18 protein-coding genes are annotated in these 20278 nt (G+C 63.2%); 10 read left to right on the top strand and 8 right to left on the bottom strand.

What is annotated here, in order from left to right; translation table 11 throughout:
• Positions 1–125: 125 nt before the first annotated feature.
• A complete protein-coding gene (locus tag AC2VNO_RS10645) occupies positions 126–1049 on the bottom strand; it encodes a LysR family transcriptional regulator (RefSeq protein WP_486934111.1) in 924 nt (307 codons plus the stop codon).
• A 188-nt stretch (positions 1050–1237) separates the two neighbouring features.
• Between AC2VNO_RS10645 and AC2VNO_RS10640 the strand changes: the two genes are divergently transcribed.
• From AC2VNO_RS10640 to AC2VNO_RS10620, 5 genes are all read left to right on the top strand, one after another.
• Positions 1238–1942, top strand: coding sequence for a GntR family transcriptional regulator (locus tag AC2VNO_RS10640; RefSeq protein ID WP_486934110.1), 705 nt, complete (start codon positions 1238–1240; stop codon positions 1940–1942).
• A gap of 70 nt (positions 1943–2012) precedes the next feature.
• Entirely contained in the window at positions 2013–4001 is a 1989-nt protein-coding gene (locus AC2VNO_RS10635) for an aconitate hydratase (RefSeq protein ID WP_486934109.1), read from the top strand.
• Positions 4002–4251: 250 nt separating this feature from the next.
• A complete protein-coding gene (locus AC2VNO_RS10630; protein ID WP_486934108.1) occupies positions 4252–4665 on the top strand; it encodes a Na-translocating system protein MpsC family protein in 414 nt (137 codons plus the stop codon).
• Between the two features lie 167 nt (positions 4666–4832).
• Positions 4833–5855: a Nif3-like dinuclear metal center hexameric protein gene (locus AC2VNO_RS10625; protein ID WP_486934107.1), complete on the top strand. Its 1023-nt coding sequence runs from the start codon at positions 4833–4835 to the stop codon at positions 5853–5855.
• Positions 5856–5916: 61 nt separating this feature from the next.
• Entirely contained in the window at positions 5917–7041 is a 1125-nt protein-coding gene (locus AC2VNO_RS10620; protein ID WP_486934106.1) for a hypothetical protein, read from the top strand.
• 66 nt (positions 7042–7107) lie between these two features.
• Here the strand turns inward: AC2VNO_RS10620 and AC2VNO_RS10615 are convergent, their stop codons facing one another.
• The 5 genes from AC2VNO_RS10615 to dctP form a co-directional block, all read right to left on the bottom strand.
• Entirely contained in the window at positions 7108–8625 is a 1518-nt protein-coding gene (locus tag AC2VNO_RS10615) for a malonate--CoA ligase (protein WP_486934105.1), read from the bottom strand.
• Complete coding sequence (locus tag AC2VNO_RS10610) at positions 8622–10001, bottom strand: malonyl-CoA decarboxylase (RefSeq protein WP_486934104.1); 1380 nt, start codon at positions 9999–10001, stop codon at positions 8622–8624. The genes AC2VNO_RS10615 and AC2VNO_RS10610 overlap by 4 nt, the downstream gene beginning before the upstream one ends.
• A 13-nt stretch (positions 10002–10014) precedes the next feature.
• Complete coding sequence (locus AC2VNO_RS10605) at positions 10015–11349, bottom strand: TRAP transporter large permease (protein ID WP_486934103.1); 1335 nt, start codon at positions 11347–11349, stop codon at positions 10015–10017.
• A gap of 2 nt (positions 11350–11351) precedes the next feature.
• A complete protein-coding gene (locus tag AC2VNO_RS10600) occupies positions 11352–11873 on the bottom strand; it encodes a TRAP transporter small permease subunit (RefSeq protein ID WP_486934102.1) in 522 nt (173 codons plus the stop codon).
• A gap of 71 nt (positions 11874–11944) precedes the next feature.
• Positions 11945–12943 (bottom strand): TRAP transporter substrate-binding protein DctP, encoded by a 999-nt coding sequence (gene dctP, locus AC2VNO_RS10595; protein ID WP_486934101.1) that lies wholly within the window; start codon positions 12941–12943, stop codon positions 11945–11947.
• A 153-nt stretch (positions 12944–13096) separates the two neighbouring features.
• Here dctP and AC2VNO_RS10590 point away from each other — a divergent pair, with 153 nt between their 5' ends.
• The 5 genes from AC2VNO_RS10590 (at position 13097) to kynU (ending at position 18376) form a co-directional block, all read left to right on the top strand.
• Positions 13097–13783: a GntR family transcriptional regulator gene (locus AC2VNO_RS10590; RefSeq protein WP_486934100.1), complete on the top strand. Its 687-nt coding sequence runs from the start codon at positions 13097–13099 to the stop codon at positions 13781–13783.
• 73 nt (positions 13784–13856) lie between these two features.
• Positions 13857–15350 (top strand): protein adenylyltransferase SelO, encoded by a 1494-nt coding sequence (locus tag AC2VNO_RS10585; RefSeq protein ID WP_486934099.1) that lies wholly within the window; start codon positions 13857–13859, stop codon positions 15348–15350.
• A gap of 194 nt (positions 15351–15544) precedes the next feature.
• Positions 15545–16417 (top strand): tryptophan 2,3-dioxygenase, encoded by an 873-nt coding sequence (gene kynA / locus AC2VNO_RS10580; RefSeq protein WP_486934098.1) that lies wholly within the window; start codon positions 15545–15547, stop codon positions 16415–16417.
• Positions 16414–17046 carry an arylformamidase gene (gene kynB / locus AC2VNO_RS10575; RefSeq protein ID WP_486934097.1) on the top strand — a complete coding sequence of 211 codons (633 nt, stop codon included), beginning with the start codon at positions 16414–16416 and terminating at the stop codon, positions 17044–17046. Before kynA ends, kynB begins: the two co-directional genes overlap by 4 nt.
• A 55-nt stretch (positions 17047–17101) precedes the next feature.
• The gene (gene kynU, locus AC2VNO_RS10570) at positions 17102–18376 is read left to right on the top strand and encodes a kynureninase (RefSeq protein ID WP_486934096.1); all 1275 of its coding nucleotides are present in this window, start codon (positions 17102–17104) and stop codon (positions 18374–18376) included.
• Positions 18377–18383: 7 nt separating this feature from the next.
• On the opposite strand, the gene AC2VNO_RS10565 is transcribed toward kynU, so the two are convergent.
• Positions 18384–19697, bottom strand: coding sequence for a TRAP transporter large permease (locus AC2VNO_RS10565; protein WP_486934095.1), 1314 nt, complete (start codon positions 19695–19697; stop codon positions 18384–18386).
• Positions 19697–20203, bottom strand: a complete 507-nt coding sequence (locus tag AC2VNO_RS10560; RefSeq protein WP_486934094.1) for a TRAP transporter small permease — start codon at positions 20201–20203, stop codon at positions 19697–19699. Before AC2VNO_RS10560 ends, AC2VNO_RS10565 begins: the two co-directional genes overlap by 1 nt.
• Positions 20204–20278: the final 75 nt, after the last annotated feature.

The raw sequence follows: 20278 nt of genomic DNA, 5'->3' as shown, positions 1-20278 counted from the left end.
GCCACGTCCCATTGATACCCGCTTGCTAATAGCTTGTGTATTGGTGATTCATGACCCTTTCATTCGCCAATGGAGAAGGCTGAAGCCAGCCCTTTAATTGCTGCAATGCGAATCAGCTCTTTGCGTCATGCCGGCCTTTGTAGTGGAAAAGCTTCAGTACCGGTGGCCGATTGAACCAGGTGCTCGACGAACATTCGGGCTGCCATGGAAAGCCGCTCCAGGTCCTTTACATAGATGCAGAGTTCGCGTCTGGCCCAGGCGTCGTGGAGCGTCAGCACTTTGACGCGCAGCCCACCTACGTAGGGTCGAATGGCTCCCCTCGGCACGACGCCTATCCCCAGACCGGCCTGCACCATCATGCAGAGTGCGTCGTAGCTGGTGACCTGAATACGCAGCTTCAACGGCCGATTTGCCAGGCTGGCCGCCCTCAACAGCTCGAGGTTGATGGCGCTGGAGGTGTGCAGGCCGACGTAAGCGTGATCGAGGCTTTCATGAAATTCGATGCTTTCATGTCGGGCCAGGGGATGGTCGAGCGGTGTGACCAGCACCAGGTCGTCGGTGTGGTACGGAAATTCTGCTAAATCATAGCCGTGGGTGAGCTTGGCACAGATGCCGATGTCGGCGCCATTTCCCATGACTTCACGGGTGATTATCGGGCTGACTTTTTCCTCGAGGTGAACGCCGATATCGGGATGCTTGGCAAAGAAATTCTGCGTCTCGTTGGGCAGGTATTGGGTGATAGCCGACATGTTGGCATACACCCGGATATTGCCACGTGCGCCGCTGGCATATTCCTGCATCTGCAGATCGAGACTCTCCAGGCCGTGTATCACCCCGCGGGAGAGATTGAGCAGAGCATTTCCTGCCGGAGTGAGTTCCACGCCACGATGGTTGCGCCGCAGCAAGGGCGTATTGAAATAGGCCTCCAGTTCGCTCAGGCGCTTGCTGACCGCCGAGGTGGCGATGTACTCGGCTTCGGCAGCCCCGGTGATGGTGCCCATCTCGGCCACGCGGACGAACAACTTGAGTGACGTGGTATCGAGTTTCATGAGTCGGTGAGTGCGCCTTTTCTTGAGATTGTATGCAACTCGGCTCGATTTGTTGAAAATGTAGGCCTATATTGGCCCCTATAGCAAATAATCGTACACAATTATGTATTCGACCTTTGTTGTAAGCGGTGCCGCGCCGCAAGGTCCGAAAGTGTCTCTCAGGTGCTTCAGTCTGCTAGGGAGAGTGCATGACCGCAGCTGATCGCGTTTATCAGATCATCAAGAAGCGCATCCTCAACGGCCAGTACCCGGCCGGAAGCTACGTGCGCGAGGCTACCATCGGTCAGGAGCTGGAACTGAGCCGTACCCCGATACGTGAAGCCTTGCGTCGGCTGGTCTCGGACGGTTGGGTGGAAGCGATACCGCATCACGGTGCTCGCGTGGTGTCGTGGACTCAGCGCGATGTGGAAGAAGTGTTCGAACTGCGTGTCCTGCTCGAACCTCAGGTGGTGAGACGCGCCGCTTCGCGCATCACCCCGGAGCGGTTATCGGCGCTCGAGGCGCTGGCGGAACGCATGGACAGGCTGACGGAGCGCGGCGACGAGGGGGCCATCGAGGAGATCGCCATGCTCAACAATCAATACCATGCCGAGCTCGTGGCGGCGGCTGACAGCCCCCGGCTGCAACGCTTGCTGGAAACCATCGTGCAGGTGCCGGTTTCGAGACGCAGCTTCCATCACTATACCCTCGAGGAGCTGCGTGGAAGCATGCAGCACCATCGCGAACTAATTCGCGCTCTGGCCGCCAAGGACGGTGAGTGGGGCGCCTCCGTCATGCGTGCCCATATCCTGGCCGCCCGTGCCGCCCAGCTTCGCCCCACTTCCAGCGAGAGTGTCGGCAAGAGTGTCGGCGAGAGTGCCGGCGAGCCGATACGACGCCTGGGCCGGAGGTGAACCGGCTACTTCGCTTCATGCGCTCCCCACCGCGCATTCCATACAACAATACCCATCAGGACCGCTTGCCATGAAGACCTCGCACTCCGACACGCCGCTCAATCTGGCCCAACAGCTCATTTCCGATCACCTGGTTACCGGTGAGATGACACCCGGCAGTGAAATCGCTCTTCGTATCGATCAGGCGCTGCTGCAAGACGTACTCGGCACCTTGGTCATGCTCGAACTCGAGGCCATGGGCCTCGATCGGGTAAAAACCAACCCGAGCGTCCAGTACATCGATCATGGCCTCATCCAGGCCGACAATCTCAATGCCGAAACCTACCTGTTTCTGAAAAGTGCCTGCGAGCGTTTCGGCGTGTGGTACTCCGGCCCCGGGAACGGCATCAGCCACCCTGTCCACATGGAGCACTTCGGCATTCCAGGTCAATCAATCGTCGGCTGTGACAGCCACACTACGGCGGCGGGCTCGTTGGGTATGCTGGCCATCGGCGCCGGCGGCATCGAGGTCGCCATGGCCATGGCCGGCGAGCCGCTCTACCTGAGCATGCCGGAGATCTGGGGTATACGGCTGGAGGGCAGCCTGCCCGACTGGGTCTCGGCCAAGGATGCCGTGCTGGAGCTGTTGCGTCGTCACGGCGTGGCCGGCGGCAAGAACACCATCATCGAGTATCACGGCCCCGGGCTCGCCAATCTGTCGGCCATGGATCGACATGTCCTGGCCAACATGGGCACCGAGATGGGGGCTACGGCCAGCCTCTTCCCCAGTGACGAGGAAACGCGTCGCTTCATGGCGGCGCGCGGTCGCGAGGCGGACTGGAAGCCGCTCGCCGCCCAGCCCGGCTGCACCTATGACCGTGAGGAGGTGCTCGACCTGTCGAGCCTCGAGCCGATGATCGCGCTCCCTTCGAGCCCCGACAAGGTAGTGACGGTGCGCGAGGCGGCCGGTGAACCATTGCATCAGGCCTACATCGGTTCCTCGGGGAATCCGGGATTCCGCGACTTCGCCGTAGTGGCGGAGATAGTGCGAGGGCGTACCGTGGCGGATGGCGTCTCGCTCGACATCAATCCCTCCTCGCGCCAGGTACTCACGACATTGATCCGCGAAGGCTACCTGGCTGATCTGGTGGCTTGCGGTGCGCGTTTGCATCAGACCGGCTGCAACGGCTGTATCGGTATGGGACAGGCACCGGCGGTAGGACTCAACAGCCTGCGTACCGTGCCGCGCAACTTTCCGGGACGTTCGGGTACTCGCGAAGACAGCGTTTTCCTGTGTAGCCCTGAAACTGCCGCCGCCTCGGCGTTGGCCGGCGTCATCACCGATCCGCGCAGCCTCGACATGCCCTATCCCCGTATCGCAGAGCCGGCGCGGATGGTGGTCAATCGAGATGTCTTCACGCCGCCGTTGGCGCTGGCGGAGGCTCGCCTGAAGCCGCTGCAGAAAACCGACAACACTCCGGCACTGCCGGAGCTGCCGCCCCTGCCCGACCTCATTGAGGTTCCGGTGCTGCTGAGCGCCGGCGACAATATCTCCACCGACGACATCATGCCCGCCGGGCAGCGGGTCATGCCCTACTGGAGCAGCGTTTACGCCTCGGCACCCTTCACATTCGAGGCGGTCGACGAAGACTATGCACGCCGCGCCGAAGCGAGCCGCGAGCTGGGTGGCCATGCCATAGTCGCAGGGCACAACTATGGCCAAGGCTCGAGCCGCGAAAACGCCGCCCTGGTGCCGCGCTACCTTGGGCTGCAGGTGGTACTGGCCAAGAGTTTTGCCCGTATTCACTGGCAGAACCTGATCTGCTTCGGCGCTCTGCCGCTGACCTTCGTCGACGAAAGCGACCGAGATCGGCTGGAACAGGGCGACAGCCTGGTGATTCGTGACCTGTACGCTCAATTGGCTGCCGGCCCTGAACTCACCGCCGAGCTGGTGGGCAAGGGCACGTTGCGTCTGCACCACGGCTTGACGCCGCGTCAGCGCGAGCTAGTGACGAGCGGCGGGGTCATCAACCATATCCGTGGTGGCGGTGAAGCCCGTAAAGGGGCCGAGGGGCACTAGGTTTGACTTGCGAAAACGGTGGGATGGCTGGCTTGGTATACCGCCTGAGATCCTAGGCGAGACCGCCCAGGAACGTATGGTTAAGCTGCTGGGCTTGCTCGATGCCGCATGAGAGGGAGTATCTTGCAGCTTTGAATAATCGATTATTTCCTGTTGACATGATTTTTACGCTTGGCTAGGCTCAGTTACATATGAGATTGGTATACCAGCTGTGCCCTGGAAGCCAGCCGGATCGATACGAGGTCGTCCCATGTGCGCCTTGAATAGTGACGTTGCGACCAGCGGTTCCGTGAGACCCGACACCTTGGCCGCCACCTCCTTGGGCCAGCTCAAGCAGGCGCTGATCAAGGACTATAACGACGTCAACCATCGTCTTTTCGGCATCGGCGTGGTGCGCCAGAAAGTCGACATTCAGGGCGACAGAATCCTGATCATCGCGTTGCACAAACGGGTTCCGGCACTGGGTTACCTCAACGGTCTGAACAGCAACGTGAGCGAGCTGGCCGACCACTATCTCATCAAGGGATTCAAGCACGAGTTCAAGCTGCTGCTGGAGGAGAAGTACGGCTTCGAGGTCCTGTCCATCTTCAAGGACTACGATGCCGAAGCCGAGCTCTCCGCCACGGTGGTGATAATGAAAAAGGATGTGCGCGACTACCTCTGACGCTTCCGGCGTCGGGCATGGTCCGTAAATCCGCAGGCAAGACGTTGACTGGTGATGTGAACTCGACCTGAAAAGGCGAGTGCTCGAGACCGTCAGCGCAGTTCGAGGCTTCAGGCCTCTTGCTGTGCTGGCGGTCTTTTTTTTATGGCAACAAGAGGAGAACAACGATGGCCAAGGTAGCGGATATCGTCAATGCGATGAGCGTGATAACGGGTGGCAGAACGGTTTCGTCCCTGGAGGATATCAGGAGCGGCAAGCACCCTTTCGTGATCAAGAAATCCTCGGGTATCTACGGTAAGGAGGTGCTGGAAACCCCGGGGTTGGTCTATGGCGATCCCGATAAGGACGTCAGGAAAGTCGCCGTGTGCATGACCATGACGGAGCACGTGATAGAGCTGGCGGGAGCCACCGGCGTAGACGCCATCGTGGCCCATCATCCCCTCGCCGATGCCGCCAGCTGTGGTGGCGTTACGCTGAAGAGCTACTGCGATCTTTACGATCTGGCGGCTCTGGAGTGCCACGAAGCCTTCCACGGGCTGCATCCCGGTATCCCTTTCCTGCACGGGCACAAGGTGGAGAAGGGCAGCATCACTTACGGCGGCGTGCACGGCAACGTCATGTTCGTCGGCAAGACGCTGCCTGGCGTCACCACCCTCGGTGACATGCTCGACCGCCTGGACGGTTACATGGGGCTGGATCAGGACAGTGCCCTGCTCGCCGAGGAGCGACTGGTGCGAGGCATCGAGGAGATTCGCGAAACCAGTGTCGAGACGCGGGGCTTCATCCATCTGGGCGAACGAGACAGCCGGGTCGAGCACGTGTTGCACATCTTCCCGCACACCGGTTTTTCATCGGCGAACCTGCGTCAGGCGGTGGCCGAGAACCCCGGTGTCGATACGGTGCTGGCCTCGATCAGCCGCGTCTACGCAGGCCACGAGCTGATCGAGACGGCTCGCGAGCTGGGCCTCAACTTCCTGGTCGGCAACTGCCACGTGATGGAAATACTCGAGAACGGTCTGCCGCTGGCTTATGCCCTGGATGAGCTGCTCCCGGGTGTGGACGTGGTGCTGTTCCGCGACCGCGTCACCTCCACGCCGGTAGGCCGAGTGGGCAATGAGGTCATGCAGGCCTATGCCAGGGAGATGTCCACGGGCCACTTGATGGGTAAGCACGCGCTGAGCGAGACATGACGGTGACACTTACCGCTATTCTCTCCCCAAGCGCTCATTCAATAATAATAGAGGCACTGTCATGAAAACCTCAGTGACTACCCCTGAAACACCCGCTGACGCTGACAAGAAAGAAGTCGTGCTACCGGCAAACAAGCGGGCGTGGAAGCGTATCGAAGTGGTCGGCATCGTGCTGCTGTGCATTTGCTTGTTGATGCTGCTGCTCTCACCTACCAGCCTCTCGGGGCTGTTCAATGCCATTCTCGACTCCGTGCGACCGGTGGTTGTCGATGTGTTTCTCACCGGCGTGGTCGGCACGGCGATAATCGTCAGTGTGATCATCGGTCGATTGCTGGAGCGACTGGGCTTCACCGATGCGCTGGTGCGCATTTTCGTGCCGGCGATGAAGCTGTTGGGCGTCAACCCGGCGGTGATCATTCCCAGCGTCTACAACATTTTTGGCGACATCAATGCGGCGGGAAAAATCTCCGGCCCGATCCTCAAGAAAGCGGGTGCCACCAAGGACGAACAGAAGCTGGCCGTAGCGACCATGGTGCAGTCGCAGCAGTCTTTTTCCACCTTCATGCTGGGACTGATGGCGCTGACCTTTGCCGGGGTGAACGTCTTTGCCGTGGTGCTGCTGGCGGTGTTCCTGCCACTGGTGATCGTGCCGCTGATCCTGTCGAAGGTGCTCTATCGCGACGTCAAGCGGGTCGAGATCGGTCACCTGCCGACCTTCACTCCAGATCGCGACTTCATGCCCACGCTGTTCAGCGCAGCTCGGGAAGGCGTGGAACTGTTGTTGCTGATCCTGATCCCTGCGGTGGCACTCGTCTTTGCGGTGATCGGCGTGCTCGATTACATCGGCGTCTGGGCGCCGATCGAGGCGGGGCTGGGCAGGGTTCTGCTACTGTTCAACATCCATCCGGAAACCGGCGTCCTGGCGGTGCTGGTCAGCCCGACGCTTGCCATGGGCCAACTGCAGAGCATTGCCGCCGACCTAGACCCCTCGTTGGTGGTGGGCTCCTTCGTGCTGGCCTCTTCCGGCCTGCCGCTGTCAGCCGTGTTCGGCCAGGTGCCGGTGGTATGGGCGGAAAGCTCCGATCTTTCCGAGCGCGAAGCCATGGGCGCCGCCGTGCTGGGAATCGTCATGCGCCTGGGTACGGCCTTCCTGATCGCCTTCTTCGTCACGCCGCTGGTGGTATAGCAACCAAAGCACGGCCGGCCGAATTTGATCGGCCGGCCGGCCGTGGCTGGGATGGCCGACGAGCGCTCAGCGGTAGGTGTCCTGATACTGTTTGCGCAGCTCGTTCTTCTGCACCTTGCCCATGGTGTTTCGCGGCAGGGTATCGGCGAAGATAACCCGTTTGGGTTGCTTGTACTTCGCCAGCCGCCCTTCGAGATGAGCGAGTACCTGCTTCTCCTGCAGCGCGGTGCCCGGTTCCGGTATCACCACGGCGGTCACGCCTTCGCCGAAGTCCGGGTGCGGCAGGCCGATCACCGCCGATTCCACCACGCCCTCCAGCTCGTCGATCACTTGCTCGACCTCCTTGGGGTAGACGTTGTAGCCACCCGAAATCACCAGGTCCTTGTCGCGCCCGACGATGTGCACGTAGCCCTGCTCGTCGGTCATGGCCAGATCGCCGGTGATGAAGAAGCCATCCTCCAGCAGTTCCTCGCGGGTCTTCTCGGGCATGCGCCAGTAGCCGATGAAGACGTTGGGCCCGCGGATCTCGAGCATGCCGATCTCGCCCTGGGGCACCGGCTCGTGGGTCTCGCGGTCGGTGATGCGGTACTCCACTCCCGGCAGCGGCATGCCCACGGTGCCGGCACGGCGCTCGCCGTCGTAGGGGTTGGAGATGTTCATGTTGGTCTCGGTCATGCCGTAGCGCTCGAGGATGGCGTGCCCGGTCTTCGCCGCGAAGGCCTGGTGGGTTTCGGCGGTGAGCGGGGCGGAGCCGGAGACGAACAGGCGCATGTTGGCGGTGACCTCGGGGGTGAGGCGCTCGTCGGCCACCAGTCGGGTGTAGAAGGTGGGCACGCCCATCATGACGCTGCCGTGCGGTAGCTCTTCGAAGATGACGTCGGCATCGAACTTGGGCAGGAACAGCATGCTCGAACCGGCCATCAGGGTGACGTTGCAGCCGACGAACAGGCCGTGGGTGTGGAAGATGGGCAGGGCATGGATCAGGCGGTCCGTGGTGGAGAAGCACCAGGCCTCCACCAGGGTGGCGGCATTGGAGCCCAGGTTGCGGTGGGTCAGCATGGCGCCCTTGGAGCGCCCCGTGGTGCCCGAGGTGTAGAGAATCGCGGCCAGGTCGTCCTCCCCGCGCGGCTCGATGCCCGTGTAGGGTTCGGCCCGCTCGGCCAGCGCCATCAGGCTGCCGTCGGCGGCGGTGCCGAGGGTCTCCACCGCGGGGCAGCCGCTCGCGGCGGCCACCGAGCTGGCCTCCTCGAGGGCGGCGGGGCGGCAGACGAACAGTGCCGGTTCGGCGTCATCCAGAAAGTAGCGGATCTCATCGGCGGTATAGCCGGTATTGAGCGGCAGATAGACGCCGCCCATGCGCAGGCAGGCGAGATAGAGCAGGATCGCCTCGGGGCTCTTGTCGACCTGCACCGCGACCCGGTCGCCGGGGGCCACATCCAGCGTGACCAGCGCGCCGGCGAGGCGGGCGCTGGCTTCCAGGGCATCGAGGTAGGAGTAGCGATGGCCTTCGCGGGTAGTGATGAAATCGGCATTGCCGCGGTCGCGCATGCGGTCGGCAAAGGTTTCGAAGAGGTTGTGACTCATTTGGCTGGCTCTCCCTTGGCCATCTTCCTGGCGCGGCGGTTGAGGTCGCGGACCTCGTTGGAACAGACCACGGTGGCATTGGCGGTGTAGTTTTCATGGTTGCGCTCGATATCGTCGAGCACATAGAGGTAGTTGACCATGAGACCGGCGGCCTGCTTCAAGCCCTTGGACGAGATATCGCCGAGCCAGTTGATGCGATGCAGCTCGGCGCCGTTGCCGAGGTGGAAGCGTGCCACCGCATTGAGCGGTAGGCCGCGAGCGTTCTTCTCATCGACCAGATAGCGGGCCGCCAGCGGTTTGACGATAGCCTTGAGGCGCTCGCTACGGGCGGGGTCGAGATGCCAGTCGGTCGCGTCGAGCTCGTGCAGCTCCTGGCTCACTTCGTCGGGCAGGGCACCGTCGTCGCGCTGCTCGGCTAGCCAATGGGCAAAGCCCGGCACCGGGGAGAGCGTGACGAAGTACTTGAGCTGCGGCAGCTCCATTTTCAGCTCCTGAACCACCTGCTTGATCAGGAAATTGCCGAAGGAGATGCCACGCAGCCCGGTCTGGCAGTTGCTGATGCCGAAGAAGGCGGCGGCATCGGCGGATTCGGCGTCGTCGATGTCGCGTTCTCCGGCGCTTTCCCCCGAGAGAATGGGCTGGATGCGGTCGGGAAGGCCCCGGCACAGAGCCACTTCGACGAAAATCAGCGGCTCGTCGCCGATGGCCGGGTGGAAGAAAGCGAAGCAGCGACGGTCGCGGGCGTCGAGGCGTCGTCGCAGATCGTCCCAGTCGCGAATCTCGTGCACCGCCTCGTAGCGAATGATCTTCTCCAGGATGGAGGCCGGGGTGTTCCAGTCGATGCGCTTGAGCATCAAAAAGCCGCGGTTGAACCACGAGCCGAACAGGTGGGCGAAGTCGGCGTCGATGGCACTCAGCTCTTCCCGCTCGGTGGGTGGGCGTTCGCGCAGCCGGGCCAGTAAACCTTCACGCATGCGTACCAGCTCATAGGTGCCGTTGCTGGCCAGGTTGAGGCGCCGGAACAGCTCCTGCCGGCGCGGCTCGCAGGCATCGAACAGGGCTTGCAGGCGAGGATTGTCGCGCTGCTCGCGGTAGGCTTCGTAGGCCTGGTCGATGCCAGTCGGGTCGGCGGAGAATTCGCTGCCAAGCCCTTCGAAGAAGCGAGTGCGTTCGTCCTCGCTCAGCCGGCTGTACATGGAGAGCGCGCGACTGGCCAGACTGATGCTCGAGGCCTCGCCGTCGCTCGCCAGCAGCGCTCGGCAGGCTGCCAGCATCTGAGCGTGGTCTGGCGCGACAAGCTCGCCCTGTCGTCGCCAGAGTCGGGCGTCGCGCTGGGTGATGCTGTTGAACAGCTCCTGCAGGAAAGTCATGTTCATGAATCCATACTCCTCAGCCCATGATCAGGTTGGGCAGCCACAAGGCGATGCCGGGGAAGAAGCACAGCAGCAGGATGCCGAGCACCATGCACAGGGCGTAGGGCAGGCTGCCCAACAGGATGTCGCGCAGCGAGATGTCCGGCGCGATGCCCTTGATGATGAACAGGTTCAAGCCCACCGGCGGGGTGATCAGGCCGATTTCCAGGTTGATGGTCAGGATCACCGCGAACCAGTAGGGGTCGAAGTCGGCGGCGAGGATGATCGGCAGCAGGATCGGCGCGGTCATCACGATTACCGCCACCGGCGGCAGGAAGAAGCCGGCCACCAGCAGGAACAGATTGATGATACCCATCAGCACCCAGCGGTTCACTTCCATATCGGCGATGACGGCGGCCACGGTCTGGGTGATGAACATCGAGGAGAGGGCATAGGCGAACACCTCCGCGGTAGCGATCACCAGCATGATCATCACGCTCTCGCGCAGGGAGTCGCGCATGATCAGCTTGATCGGCCCTACTTGCCACATGCGGTAGATGAGTACCGCCAGTGCCACGCAGAGGAAGGCGCCGACGCCGGCGGCCTCGGAGGGAGTGGCTACGCCGCCATAGAGTGCGAACAGAATCCCGGCGATCACCGCCATGAAGGGCAGCACGCGCACCAGCGCCTTGAGGTTGGCGTCGACGTTGGCCTTCACGCTCTGCTTCATCTGGACGGCGGCCTTGGCCAGAGGGTTGGAATAGCCACCGGCCAGGCGGCAGGCGATCATGGTCCAGGCCATGAACAGCCCGGCCAGCATCAACCCGGGCATGACCCCGGCGATGAACAGCCTACCGATCGAGGTCTCGGTGGAGATGCCGTAGATGATCATGGTCACCGAGGGCGGTATGAGAATGCCGAGGGTGCCGCCGGCCGCGATACAGCCGGCGGCAACGCCATCGGGATAGCCGCGGGAGCGCATCTCGGGAATGCCCATCTTGCCGATGGCGGCGCAGGTGGCTGGCGACGAGCCGGAAAGTGCCGAGAACACGGTACAGGCTCCGATGTTGGAGACCGCGAGCCCGCCCGGCAGGCGTCCCATCCACAGATCCAGCGAGCGGTAGAGGTCACGCCCGGTAGGCGAGGAGGCCACGGCGGCACCCATCAGGATGAACATGGGAATGGCGACGAAGCCGAATTCGGCGATGCGGTCGAAGAAGGTCTCGCCGAAATAGATCAGCTCCGGCAGGCCGCGGTCGTACATCAACGCCAGAAGCGAGACGGCGCCCAGGGCGAAGGCGATGGGCGTGCCGATGGCCATCAGCACGATGAGCGCAATGGCGACGATGATACCCAGGGTGATCGGATCCATGATTACACCTCACCACGCAGGATTTCAGCGACGTACTGCAGCGAGAGCAGGCTGGTACCCACCGCCATTGGCAGCAGCCCCGGCCACAGCAGCGGGTTCCACACGGTGCCGGTGCGCCAATTGAACATGTAGGCCTCGATCACGTAGACCCATGAGGCGTAGGCCAGCGCCGCACAGAAGGCCAGGCCGATCAGTGCCGCCACCAGGCGCATGATCTTGCGTGCCGCGCCGCCCAGGGCATCCGGCAGGATGGTGATGGCGACATGGCCGCCGGTCATCAGTACGTAGGGGCTGCCCATCAACATGGCGCTGGTCACCGAGAACACGGTGAATTCGGTCTGCCAACTGGTGCTCATGCCGAGCACGTAGCGAATGAAGACCATCTGGCAGATCACCAGCACGCCGGCAATGAACATCGCGGCCGCCAGGTAGGCGCTGGCGCGCGACAGGGTATCCATCAGGCGAATGTAGCCGCCGACGACAGCGGAACGTTGAGCAAGGGATTGAGAGTGGGCCATGGCCATGCAGTCCTCCCGGGTTGGAAACGGGGGCCACCCGTTGCGGGTGGCCCGACACGCGCTAGGAAGGGTTGGCGTCATTCGACGGCCAGGGCGGCATCGATGATGGCCTGGCCGTTGGGCACGCTCTCGGCGAAGTTCTTGTAGGAGGTTTGGCGGGCGATCTCGAGCCAGGCGTTGTAGTCCGCCTCGCTCATGCGTACCACCTCGATGCCGTTCTGCTCGTAGACCTCGACCATCTTGGCATCGATGGCTGCGGCCTCGGCGGCGAAGAACTCCTCGGCTGCCTTGCCCGCTTCCATCAGCGCGGCCTGCTGCTCCTCGTTGAGGCGCTGCCACACCTGTTCGGAGATCAGCACCGGCTCATACATGAACCACAGCGCGAAATCGCCCGGCTCGGTCAGGCACTCCACCTGCTCGTAGAGGCGGAAGGAGATGAACGACATCGACGAGGTATTGGCGGCATCCAGCACGCCGGTCTGCATGGCGGTGTAAACCTCGGAAGAGGGCATCGAGGCGATGGAGGCGCCGGCGGCCTGCAGCATCTGCTCGAAGGCCGGGCCGGCGGCACGGATGTTCTGCCCACGCACGGTGTCGGGGGAGGTGATGCACTGCTCGCTGGAGGCGAAACCGCCGGCCAGCCAGCTGTCGGCCAATACACGGGCTCCGTTGTCCATGATCACCTGCTTGATCATGTCCATGTACTCGGAGTCGTTGAGTCGTGCGGCATGCTCGTGGTTACGCACCAGGCCCGGCATCAGGGTGGCGGAGAACTCGGGATGACGGCCGCTGGCGTAATCCAGCGGCAGCAGGGTCAAGTCCAGGCGTCCGCGCACCAGTGCCCCCCACTGCTCGCCGGCTTTGAACAGGGACTGGCCGGGGTAGACCTGGATTTCGAGCCCTACGTCGGCTTCGGCGACCTGGCGGGCCATCATTTGCACCATCTCGTCACGGACATCGCCTTGACCACCGGGGAACTGGTGTGAGGCGCGCAGGACGGTATTGGCGGAAGCAGTGCTGCTGAGGGCGAGGGCCAGCCCGACCGCAGTCAAGGTGGCTAGGGTGTAGCGTTGCATTTGGCGTCTCCTTGGGGTTGTTATTGTGCTTGGCGTTCTTTTTATATTCATCAGGCTCGCTGATATATACTTCAATAGCTGTTGCGTATACCTATGTCAAATCCGTTACAGTAAAAAGATCCGCTCTAGAATGCCGCGATTGAGGAGGTGGCTATGCCCAGCACCAAACGCTCCAATGCACAGCGTCTACGCGATTCGCTGGAAAACGACATCATCAATGGGCGCCGGGTGCCCGGCGAAAGACTCGATCCGGAGGCGCTGGGGCGAGAGTTCAATGTGTCCCGCACCCCGGTCCGCGAAGCGATCCAGCAGCTGGTCGCCAGCGGGTTGGTGACGGTATCCCCCAAGAAGGGGACCTTCGTGGCAAGGGTGGGCATCGATCAGCTGATCGAGATGTTCGAGGTGATGGCGGAACTGGAGGGCATGTGCGGCCGACTGGCGGCGAGACGCATCAGCGATGCGGAACTCGACGAGCTGCGTGGTGCCCTGGAACGCTGCGAGGCCGCTGCCGGAGCCGGAGACACCGATGAGTACTACTACGAGAACGAGGTCTTTCATGACTGTATCTATCGTGCCAGTCACAACAACTTCTTGCTCGGCGAGGCTCGCCAGCTGAAGCAGCGGCTCAAGCCCTATCGGCGTTTGCAGCTGCAGGTGCGTCAGCGCATGCTCAGTTCGCTGACCGAGCACCGAACCGTTGTATCGGCCATCGCAGCCGGCGATTCTGCGGCAGCCGAGCAGGCCCTGCGCGACCACGTACTGATCCAGGGCGAGCGTTTCAGCGACTTCGTGGCCAGCATTCGCGAGTTCGAGCGTCCGGTGTCCGCTACCGGCTCGTAAGGGGATGCAAAGCCCCTCGATTTTCCCAGGGCGCGGGCCTACAGTGAGCGGCAGGACAGTCATTGGAGCCGCCATGTTTCCCCCGTTCACGCTACGCTACGCCCGCCTGCCGGAACGCTTCTATGCGCACTTCGAGCCGGTGCCCGTACGCGACCCGCACCTGGTGGCCTTCAACCGTACGCTGGCCGAGGAGCTTGGCTTCGACCTTGCTGCCTTCGATGCCGAAGAGGCGGCAGTGTGGTTCTCCGGCAATGTGGTGCCGCGCGGCGCCGAGCCGCTGTCCCAGGCCTATGCCGGGCATCAGTTCGGCGGTTTCGTGCCGCAGTTGGGTGACGGGCGCGCCGTCCTTCTCGGCGAGGTGACCGACCGCAATGGCCGGCTGCGCGACATCCAGCTCAAGGGGGCGGGGCGTACGCCTTTCTCCCGCGGCGGGGATGGCCGGGCGCCGCTGGGGCCGGTGCTACGCGAGTATCTGGTCAGCGAGGCGATGCATGCCATGGGCATTCCCACTACCCGGGCGCTGGCGGCGGTGACCACCGGCGAGCGGGTAATGCGCGGCATTCCCGAGCCGGGGGCCATCCTCACCAGAGTCGCTTCCAGTCATATTCGAGTCGGCACCTTTCAATACTTTGCCGCCCGCGGTGACATGGAGGGCGTGCGTGAGCTGGCCGAGCACGTCATCGAGCGCCACTATCCTGAACTCAATACGCCGGAACTCGCCGACCAAGGCAACGGTGCGCGCTATCTGGGGCTGCTGGAAGCGGTGCAAGACCGCCAGGCGGCGCTGATCGCCAGATGGATGGGGCTGGGCTTCATCCATGGTGTGATGAATACCGACAACACGTCGATTTCGGGTGAAACCATCGACTTCGGCCCCTGTGCCTTCATGGAGCAGTACGATCCCAAGATGGTGTTCAGCTCCATCGACGAGGGCGGGCGCTACGCCTATGCCAACCAGCCAAGAATCGCTCAGTGGAACCTGGCGCGCCTGGCCGAGACCCTGTTGCCCTTGATCGATGAAGATGGCGACAAGGCGGTGGAGCTGGCCACCGAGCTGCTGCAGCGCTTCCCCGAGCGGTACGAAGCCGAGTGGCTGACGGTGATGCGCGCCAAGCTCGGCCTGAGCAGCGAGAAGCCCGGCGACAAGACACTGATCGAAGCACTGCTGGCAAGCATGCATCGCGGTCGTGCCGACTTTACCCTGACGTTCCGTTCGCTGGCCGATGTTGCCGAGAGCGCGGAAGCGGAAGCCGAACTCGTGGCGCTGTTCGAGCGCCCCGAAGAGATCGCCGCCTGGTTAGAGGAGTGGCGTGAGCGCCTGGCTCAGGATGAGCAGGCCGAGAGCGAACGGGCTCGGCGGATGCGTTTGGCCAACCCTGCCTTCATCCCGCGTAACCACCGTGTGCAGCAGGCGCTCACCGCGGCCATGGACGAGAACGATTTCGGCCCCTTCGAGACGCTGCTGGAGATCGTGACCCACCCCTTCGACGACCAGCCCGGGCGTGAGGAATTCACCCTCCCGGCCGAACCCACCGAGCGCGTGTTCCGTACCTTCTGCGGTACCTGATCGCGCTCGTTGCGTATCTTGTCGGTCCAGCCCGGAAGCACGCCGGCTGGGCTGACAAGCTGCTCGTACTCTCACCTCTTTTCCGGTCTGGTGTCGTAGCGACGTAGGCCTCGGCGGCGAAATCGTCGGCGCCGACACAGCTTAACTTTCTGCGTAAACTGCTTTGCAGCACAACGACAATCTGGAGAACGGACATGGCAAGTCCTGACGACATGCCCCCTCGCGGCGCCAGCGTGGACCTCTCGCAAGAGTCGGTTCACTGGGACCAGCCGATGAGCTACGGCGACTATCTGCAGCTGGGGCCGCTGCTGTCGGCCCAGCAGCCAGGCAGCGCGGAGCATGACGAGATGCTGTTCATCGTCATCCATCAGGTGTCCGAGCTGTGGCTCAAGCAGTGCCTGCACGAGGCCCATGCCGCTGCGGCGCATATCGCCGCCGACCGGCTGCGCCCGGCGTTCAAGATGCTGACCCGGGTGGCGAGGATCCAGGCCCAGATGATCAGCGCCTGGGAGGTCCTGGTGACCATGACCCCGGCGGACTACGCACGCTTTCGCGACAGCCTGGGGCAGAGTTCGGGCTTTCAGTCGTATCAGTACCGCGAGCTGGAGTTCCTGCTCGGCAACAAGAATGCCGCCATGGTCGAGGTGCATCGCCGCCATCCCGAGCGTTACCGGCGGCTGAGCGAGGTGCTGCATGCCCCGAGCCTGTACGACGTCAGCCTGCAGCTGCTGGCGCGGCGCGGCTTCGAACTTCCGGACTCGGTCATCGCGCGGGACTGGGCTGAGCCCTATCGGCCCTGTGCCGAAGTCGAGCAGGTCTGGGCTTCGATCTATCGCGATACCGGGCGGCACTGGGAGCTGTACGAGCTGGCCGAGAAGCTCGTCGACACCGAGTACCACTTTCATCAGTGGCGCTTCAGTCACCTCCAGACCGTGGAGCGCATCATCGGTCAGAAGCCCGGGACCGGCGGCACCGGCGGCGTCTCCTTCCTGGCCAAGGCATTGGACCTGCAGTTCTTCCCCGAACTGTGGTCGGTGCGCACCACCCTGGAGGAGGGCGCCTCATGACCCGGCTCTACGACCTCTCCCAGCCGCTGCGCGCCGACATGCCGGTGTGGCCCGGCGACACGGCTTTCTGTCACGAGCCGACCTGGGTAATTGACGGGCAGTGCCCGGTCAACGTTTCGCGTTTGACGCTCTCGACCCACACCGGCACCCATGCCGATGCGCCGAGCCACTACGCGGCCGATGGCCAAGCCATCGACGAGGTGGAACTCACCCCCTACTTGGGCCCCTGCGTGGTGCTGGACATGCGTCATGCCGCGCCGAGGGTCGAGCCCAAGCACCTGTTGCCCGTGCTGCCGCCGCACGTCGAGCGGGTGTTGCTGCGCACCTGGGAGCATTTTCCCCATGCTGAATGGCGCAGCGACTTCACCACCATCGCGCCGGAGAGCATCGACCTGTTGGCCGAGCGCGGCGCGCGGCTGATCGGCGTGGACAGTCCTTCGCTCGACCCCGAGGTGGATAGCCGGCTGCTGGCGCATTGGCGTGTGCATCATCACGGTATGGCGATCCTGGAAGGGCTGGTGCTGGACGCGGTGCCGCCGGGCCGTTACGAGCTGATCGCCCTGCCGCTCAAGCTGGCCGGGGCCGATGCCTCACCGGTGCGTGCGCTACTGCGCGAACTGGATAGATAGCTGCGCGAGCTGAGCCTTTACCCTTAACCCAAGACAAGTCTTGCCGGAGCCTGCCATGCCCCCTAGCCTCGATGAGGTCCGCGAACTGGACCGCCAGGATCCGCTGGCCACCTTCAAGCCCTGCTTCTCTTTACCGGAAGATACGATCTATCTGGATGGCAACTCCCTGGGAGCTCAGCCGAGCGCTGCCGTGGAAGCCGTCGACGGCTTGATGCGGCAGTGGCGCGATTCGCTGATCCAGGGCTGGAATCAGGGCTGGTTCGATGCCCCGGAGCGGCTCGGTAACCGGTTGGCGCCGCTGCTGGGGGCCGAGCGGGGCGAAGTGCTGGTGACCGATACCATCACCCATAACCTGTTCAAGCTGCTGGGCTATATCACCGAAGGGCAGGGGCTCACCGAAGGGAACAGGCGAGTGCGGCCGGTGGTTCTCAGCGAAGGCGGCAACTTCCCCACCGACGGCTACATCGCCCAGGGGTTTTGCCGTTTCGGCGGCTTCGAACATCGGGTAGTGCCGGAAGGCGAGGCGCTGGATGCGTATCTCGACGACCGGGTGGCGGCGGTGGTACTCAGCCACGTGCACTACCGCACCGGCAGGCTGCGCGACATGGCGGCGATCACCCGTCAGGTGCATGCCAGCGGCGCCGAGGTCATCTGGGACCTGGCCCACTCGGCCGGCGCTCTGCCCGTCGAGCTGGCGGCCTGCGGGGTGCGCTACGCCGTGGGCTGCACCTACAAGTACCTCAATGGCGGCCCCGGTGCGCCGGCCTTTCTCTATGTGCGGCGCGACTGTCAAGCGCTGGGCTGGCAGCCGCTCTCGGGCTGGCTGGGCCACGCCGCGCCGTTCGCCTTCGAGGCCGACTATGCCCCCGCTCCTGGCATCTCGCGCTTTCGTACCGGTACCCACTCGCCGCTGGCCTGCGCGGCGCTGGAGGCATCCCTGGCGCTGTGGCAGGAGGTGGACCTCACACAGCTGCGGCGCAAGAGCCAGCGCTTGATCGAACTCTTCCGCGAGTCGTTGGGCGATTGTCTGGATGAGCACGCCATCAGCGATATCACTCCGGCCGAGGCGCAGCGCGGCAGTCAGGTGGGGTTGGTGGCCCCGAACCATGGCTCTTCCAACGCCCCGAACCATGGCTATGCCATCGTCCAGGCGCTGATCGAGCGCGGCGTGATCGGCGACTACCGCGAACCGGGGCTGATGCGCTTCGGCTTCGCACCGCTCTACCTGAGTCATGAGGATGTCTGGCGAGCGGCGCAGCACCTGCGTGAGGTGCTGGCCGAGGGCGAGTATCTCGCCCCGCGCTTTCAGCAGCGCGGGGCGGTGACCTGAAGCAGGGTCAGTTGATCATCCCGGGCAGCCAGGTGGCGATGCCGGGGAACACGATCAGCAGCGCGACCAGCAGCATCGAGCAGAGGATATAGGGAATGGCTGCGGAGTAGATTTCGCGCATGGTGGTGCCCTTGGGCGCCACGCCTTTCATCACGAACAGCAACAGTCCCAGTGGCGGCGTGGAAAAACTGATTTCCAGCGCCAGCAGCATGATGATGCCGAACCAGATGGGGTCGAAGCCGAGCACCTGGGCCAGCGGGAAGAAGAACGGCACCGTGAGCATCATGATCGAGATCTGCTCCATGAAGGTACCGAGCACCAGCAGCACGGCGAACATCGCCAACAGCATCAGAATCGGCGCCAGATCGAAGCTGGTGGCCCACTGGATCAGCCCACTGGAAGCGCCCGAGAAGGCCAGCAGCTGACTGAAGGTCGCCGAGCCGAACACGATCAAGTACGCCATCAACGTGACCTTGAGTGCACCGATCACCGAAAGCTTGAACGCCTCCCAGGTCATGCAGCGGAAGACCACCGCCAGCACGATGGCGCCGAGAGCGCCGAACGCCGCCGCCTCGGAGGGCGTGGCGAAGCCCATCAGCATCAGCGCCACGATGAACACCATCACGCTGATCATCGGCAGGATGTCGGTGACCACCAGCAGCAGTTTCTGCTTGAACGGCACCGGTTCGAGTTCGTAATTGGGCGCTGCGTCCGGATCGAGCCGGGTCTGGATCCAGATGGTGACGATGTAGAACCCGGCCAGCACCAGACCCGGCATGATGCCGGCGATCAGCAGGGCACCGATGTCGACCTTGGCCAGGGTGGCCAGCAGTACCGCAAGCGCCGAGGGTGGAATGATGATCGCAAGCCCCCCGGTGCCCAGGATCGGGCCGATGGCCATGCGCTTCTTGTAGCCGCGGCGCTCCATCTCCGGCACCAGCAGCGAGCCCATCAGCGCGGTGGAGCCCATCGAAGAGCCGCTGAGGGTGGAAAACCCGGTACCGCCCACCACGGTGACGTAGGAGAGTCGGCCGGGTACCTTGCCCATCAGCTGGTCGATGGCGTTGAACATGCGCATGCCCAGGCCGGTGCGGAAGAACAGCTCGCCCATCAGAAGGAACAGCGGGATCGGCACCAGGTTGAAGCTGGAGAGGGCACCGAAACCGTTATTGAGCAGTTGAATGAGACCGTTCTGGCCGCCCATGAAGTACCAGGCGCCGATGACGTTGGCGGCGAGGAAGGCCAGGGCGATCGGCGTACCGATGGCCATGAAGCCGAGAATCAGAGCCAGCAGAAAGGCCAGGGCCAGATACCATTCCATTATTCCTTGATCCCCGCTTCGCCGCTGTGAAGGATGTCCCGCCCTACCACGAAGCGGGCGAATTCGATGGCCATCATGAAAAAGCACACCGGATAAGCGATGGTGAGGATCCATTTCGGCACGAAGAAGGCGCGCACGTCATAGTCGTTGCGCATGAGGTTCATCGACACCAGGTCATAGCCCTTCCAGGCCAGCACCACACAGACCGCCACGCACAGCAGCGCCACCAGGCGGCTCAGCACCTGCAGTGCCAGCGGTGGCAGGATCGAAGTAAGCAGTTCGATGTGCACATGGCCCTTGTGCCGCACCAGCCAGGGCGCGCCCAGCAGGGTCAGGTAGAACATGGCGTACTCGGTGGAGAGAAAGAACCACGCCGAAGGCTGCAGCCCCAGGTTGCGGATCACCACCGAGAGCACGATGGCGACCATCAACCACACCAGCATGATGGCGGCGACGAGGGCCATGCCATTGAGCACCAGCAGATAAGCTCGACTCGCGTAGCGCATGAGGAGTCCCGGACGAGAAGGTAGAGGCGAAGCCGCCATGTGGGTTGGGCCGGCCAATCAAGGCCGGCCCACGCC

It is taken from the genome of Halomonas sp. TH-94, assembly GCF_057473365.1.
Note: the sequence above shows the minus strand (reverse complement) of the source record. Positions and strands in the feature narration are given on the sequence as shown.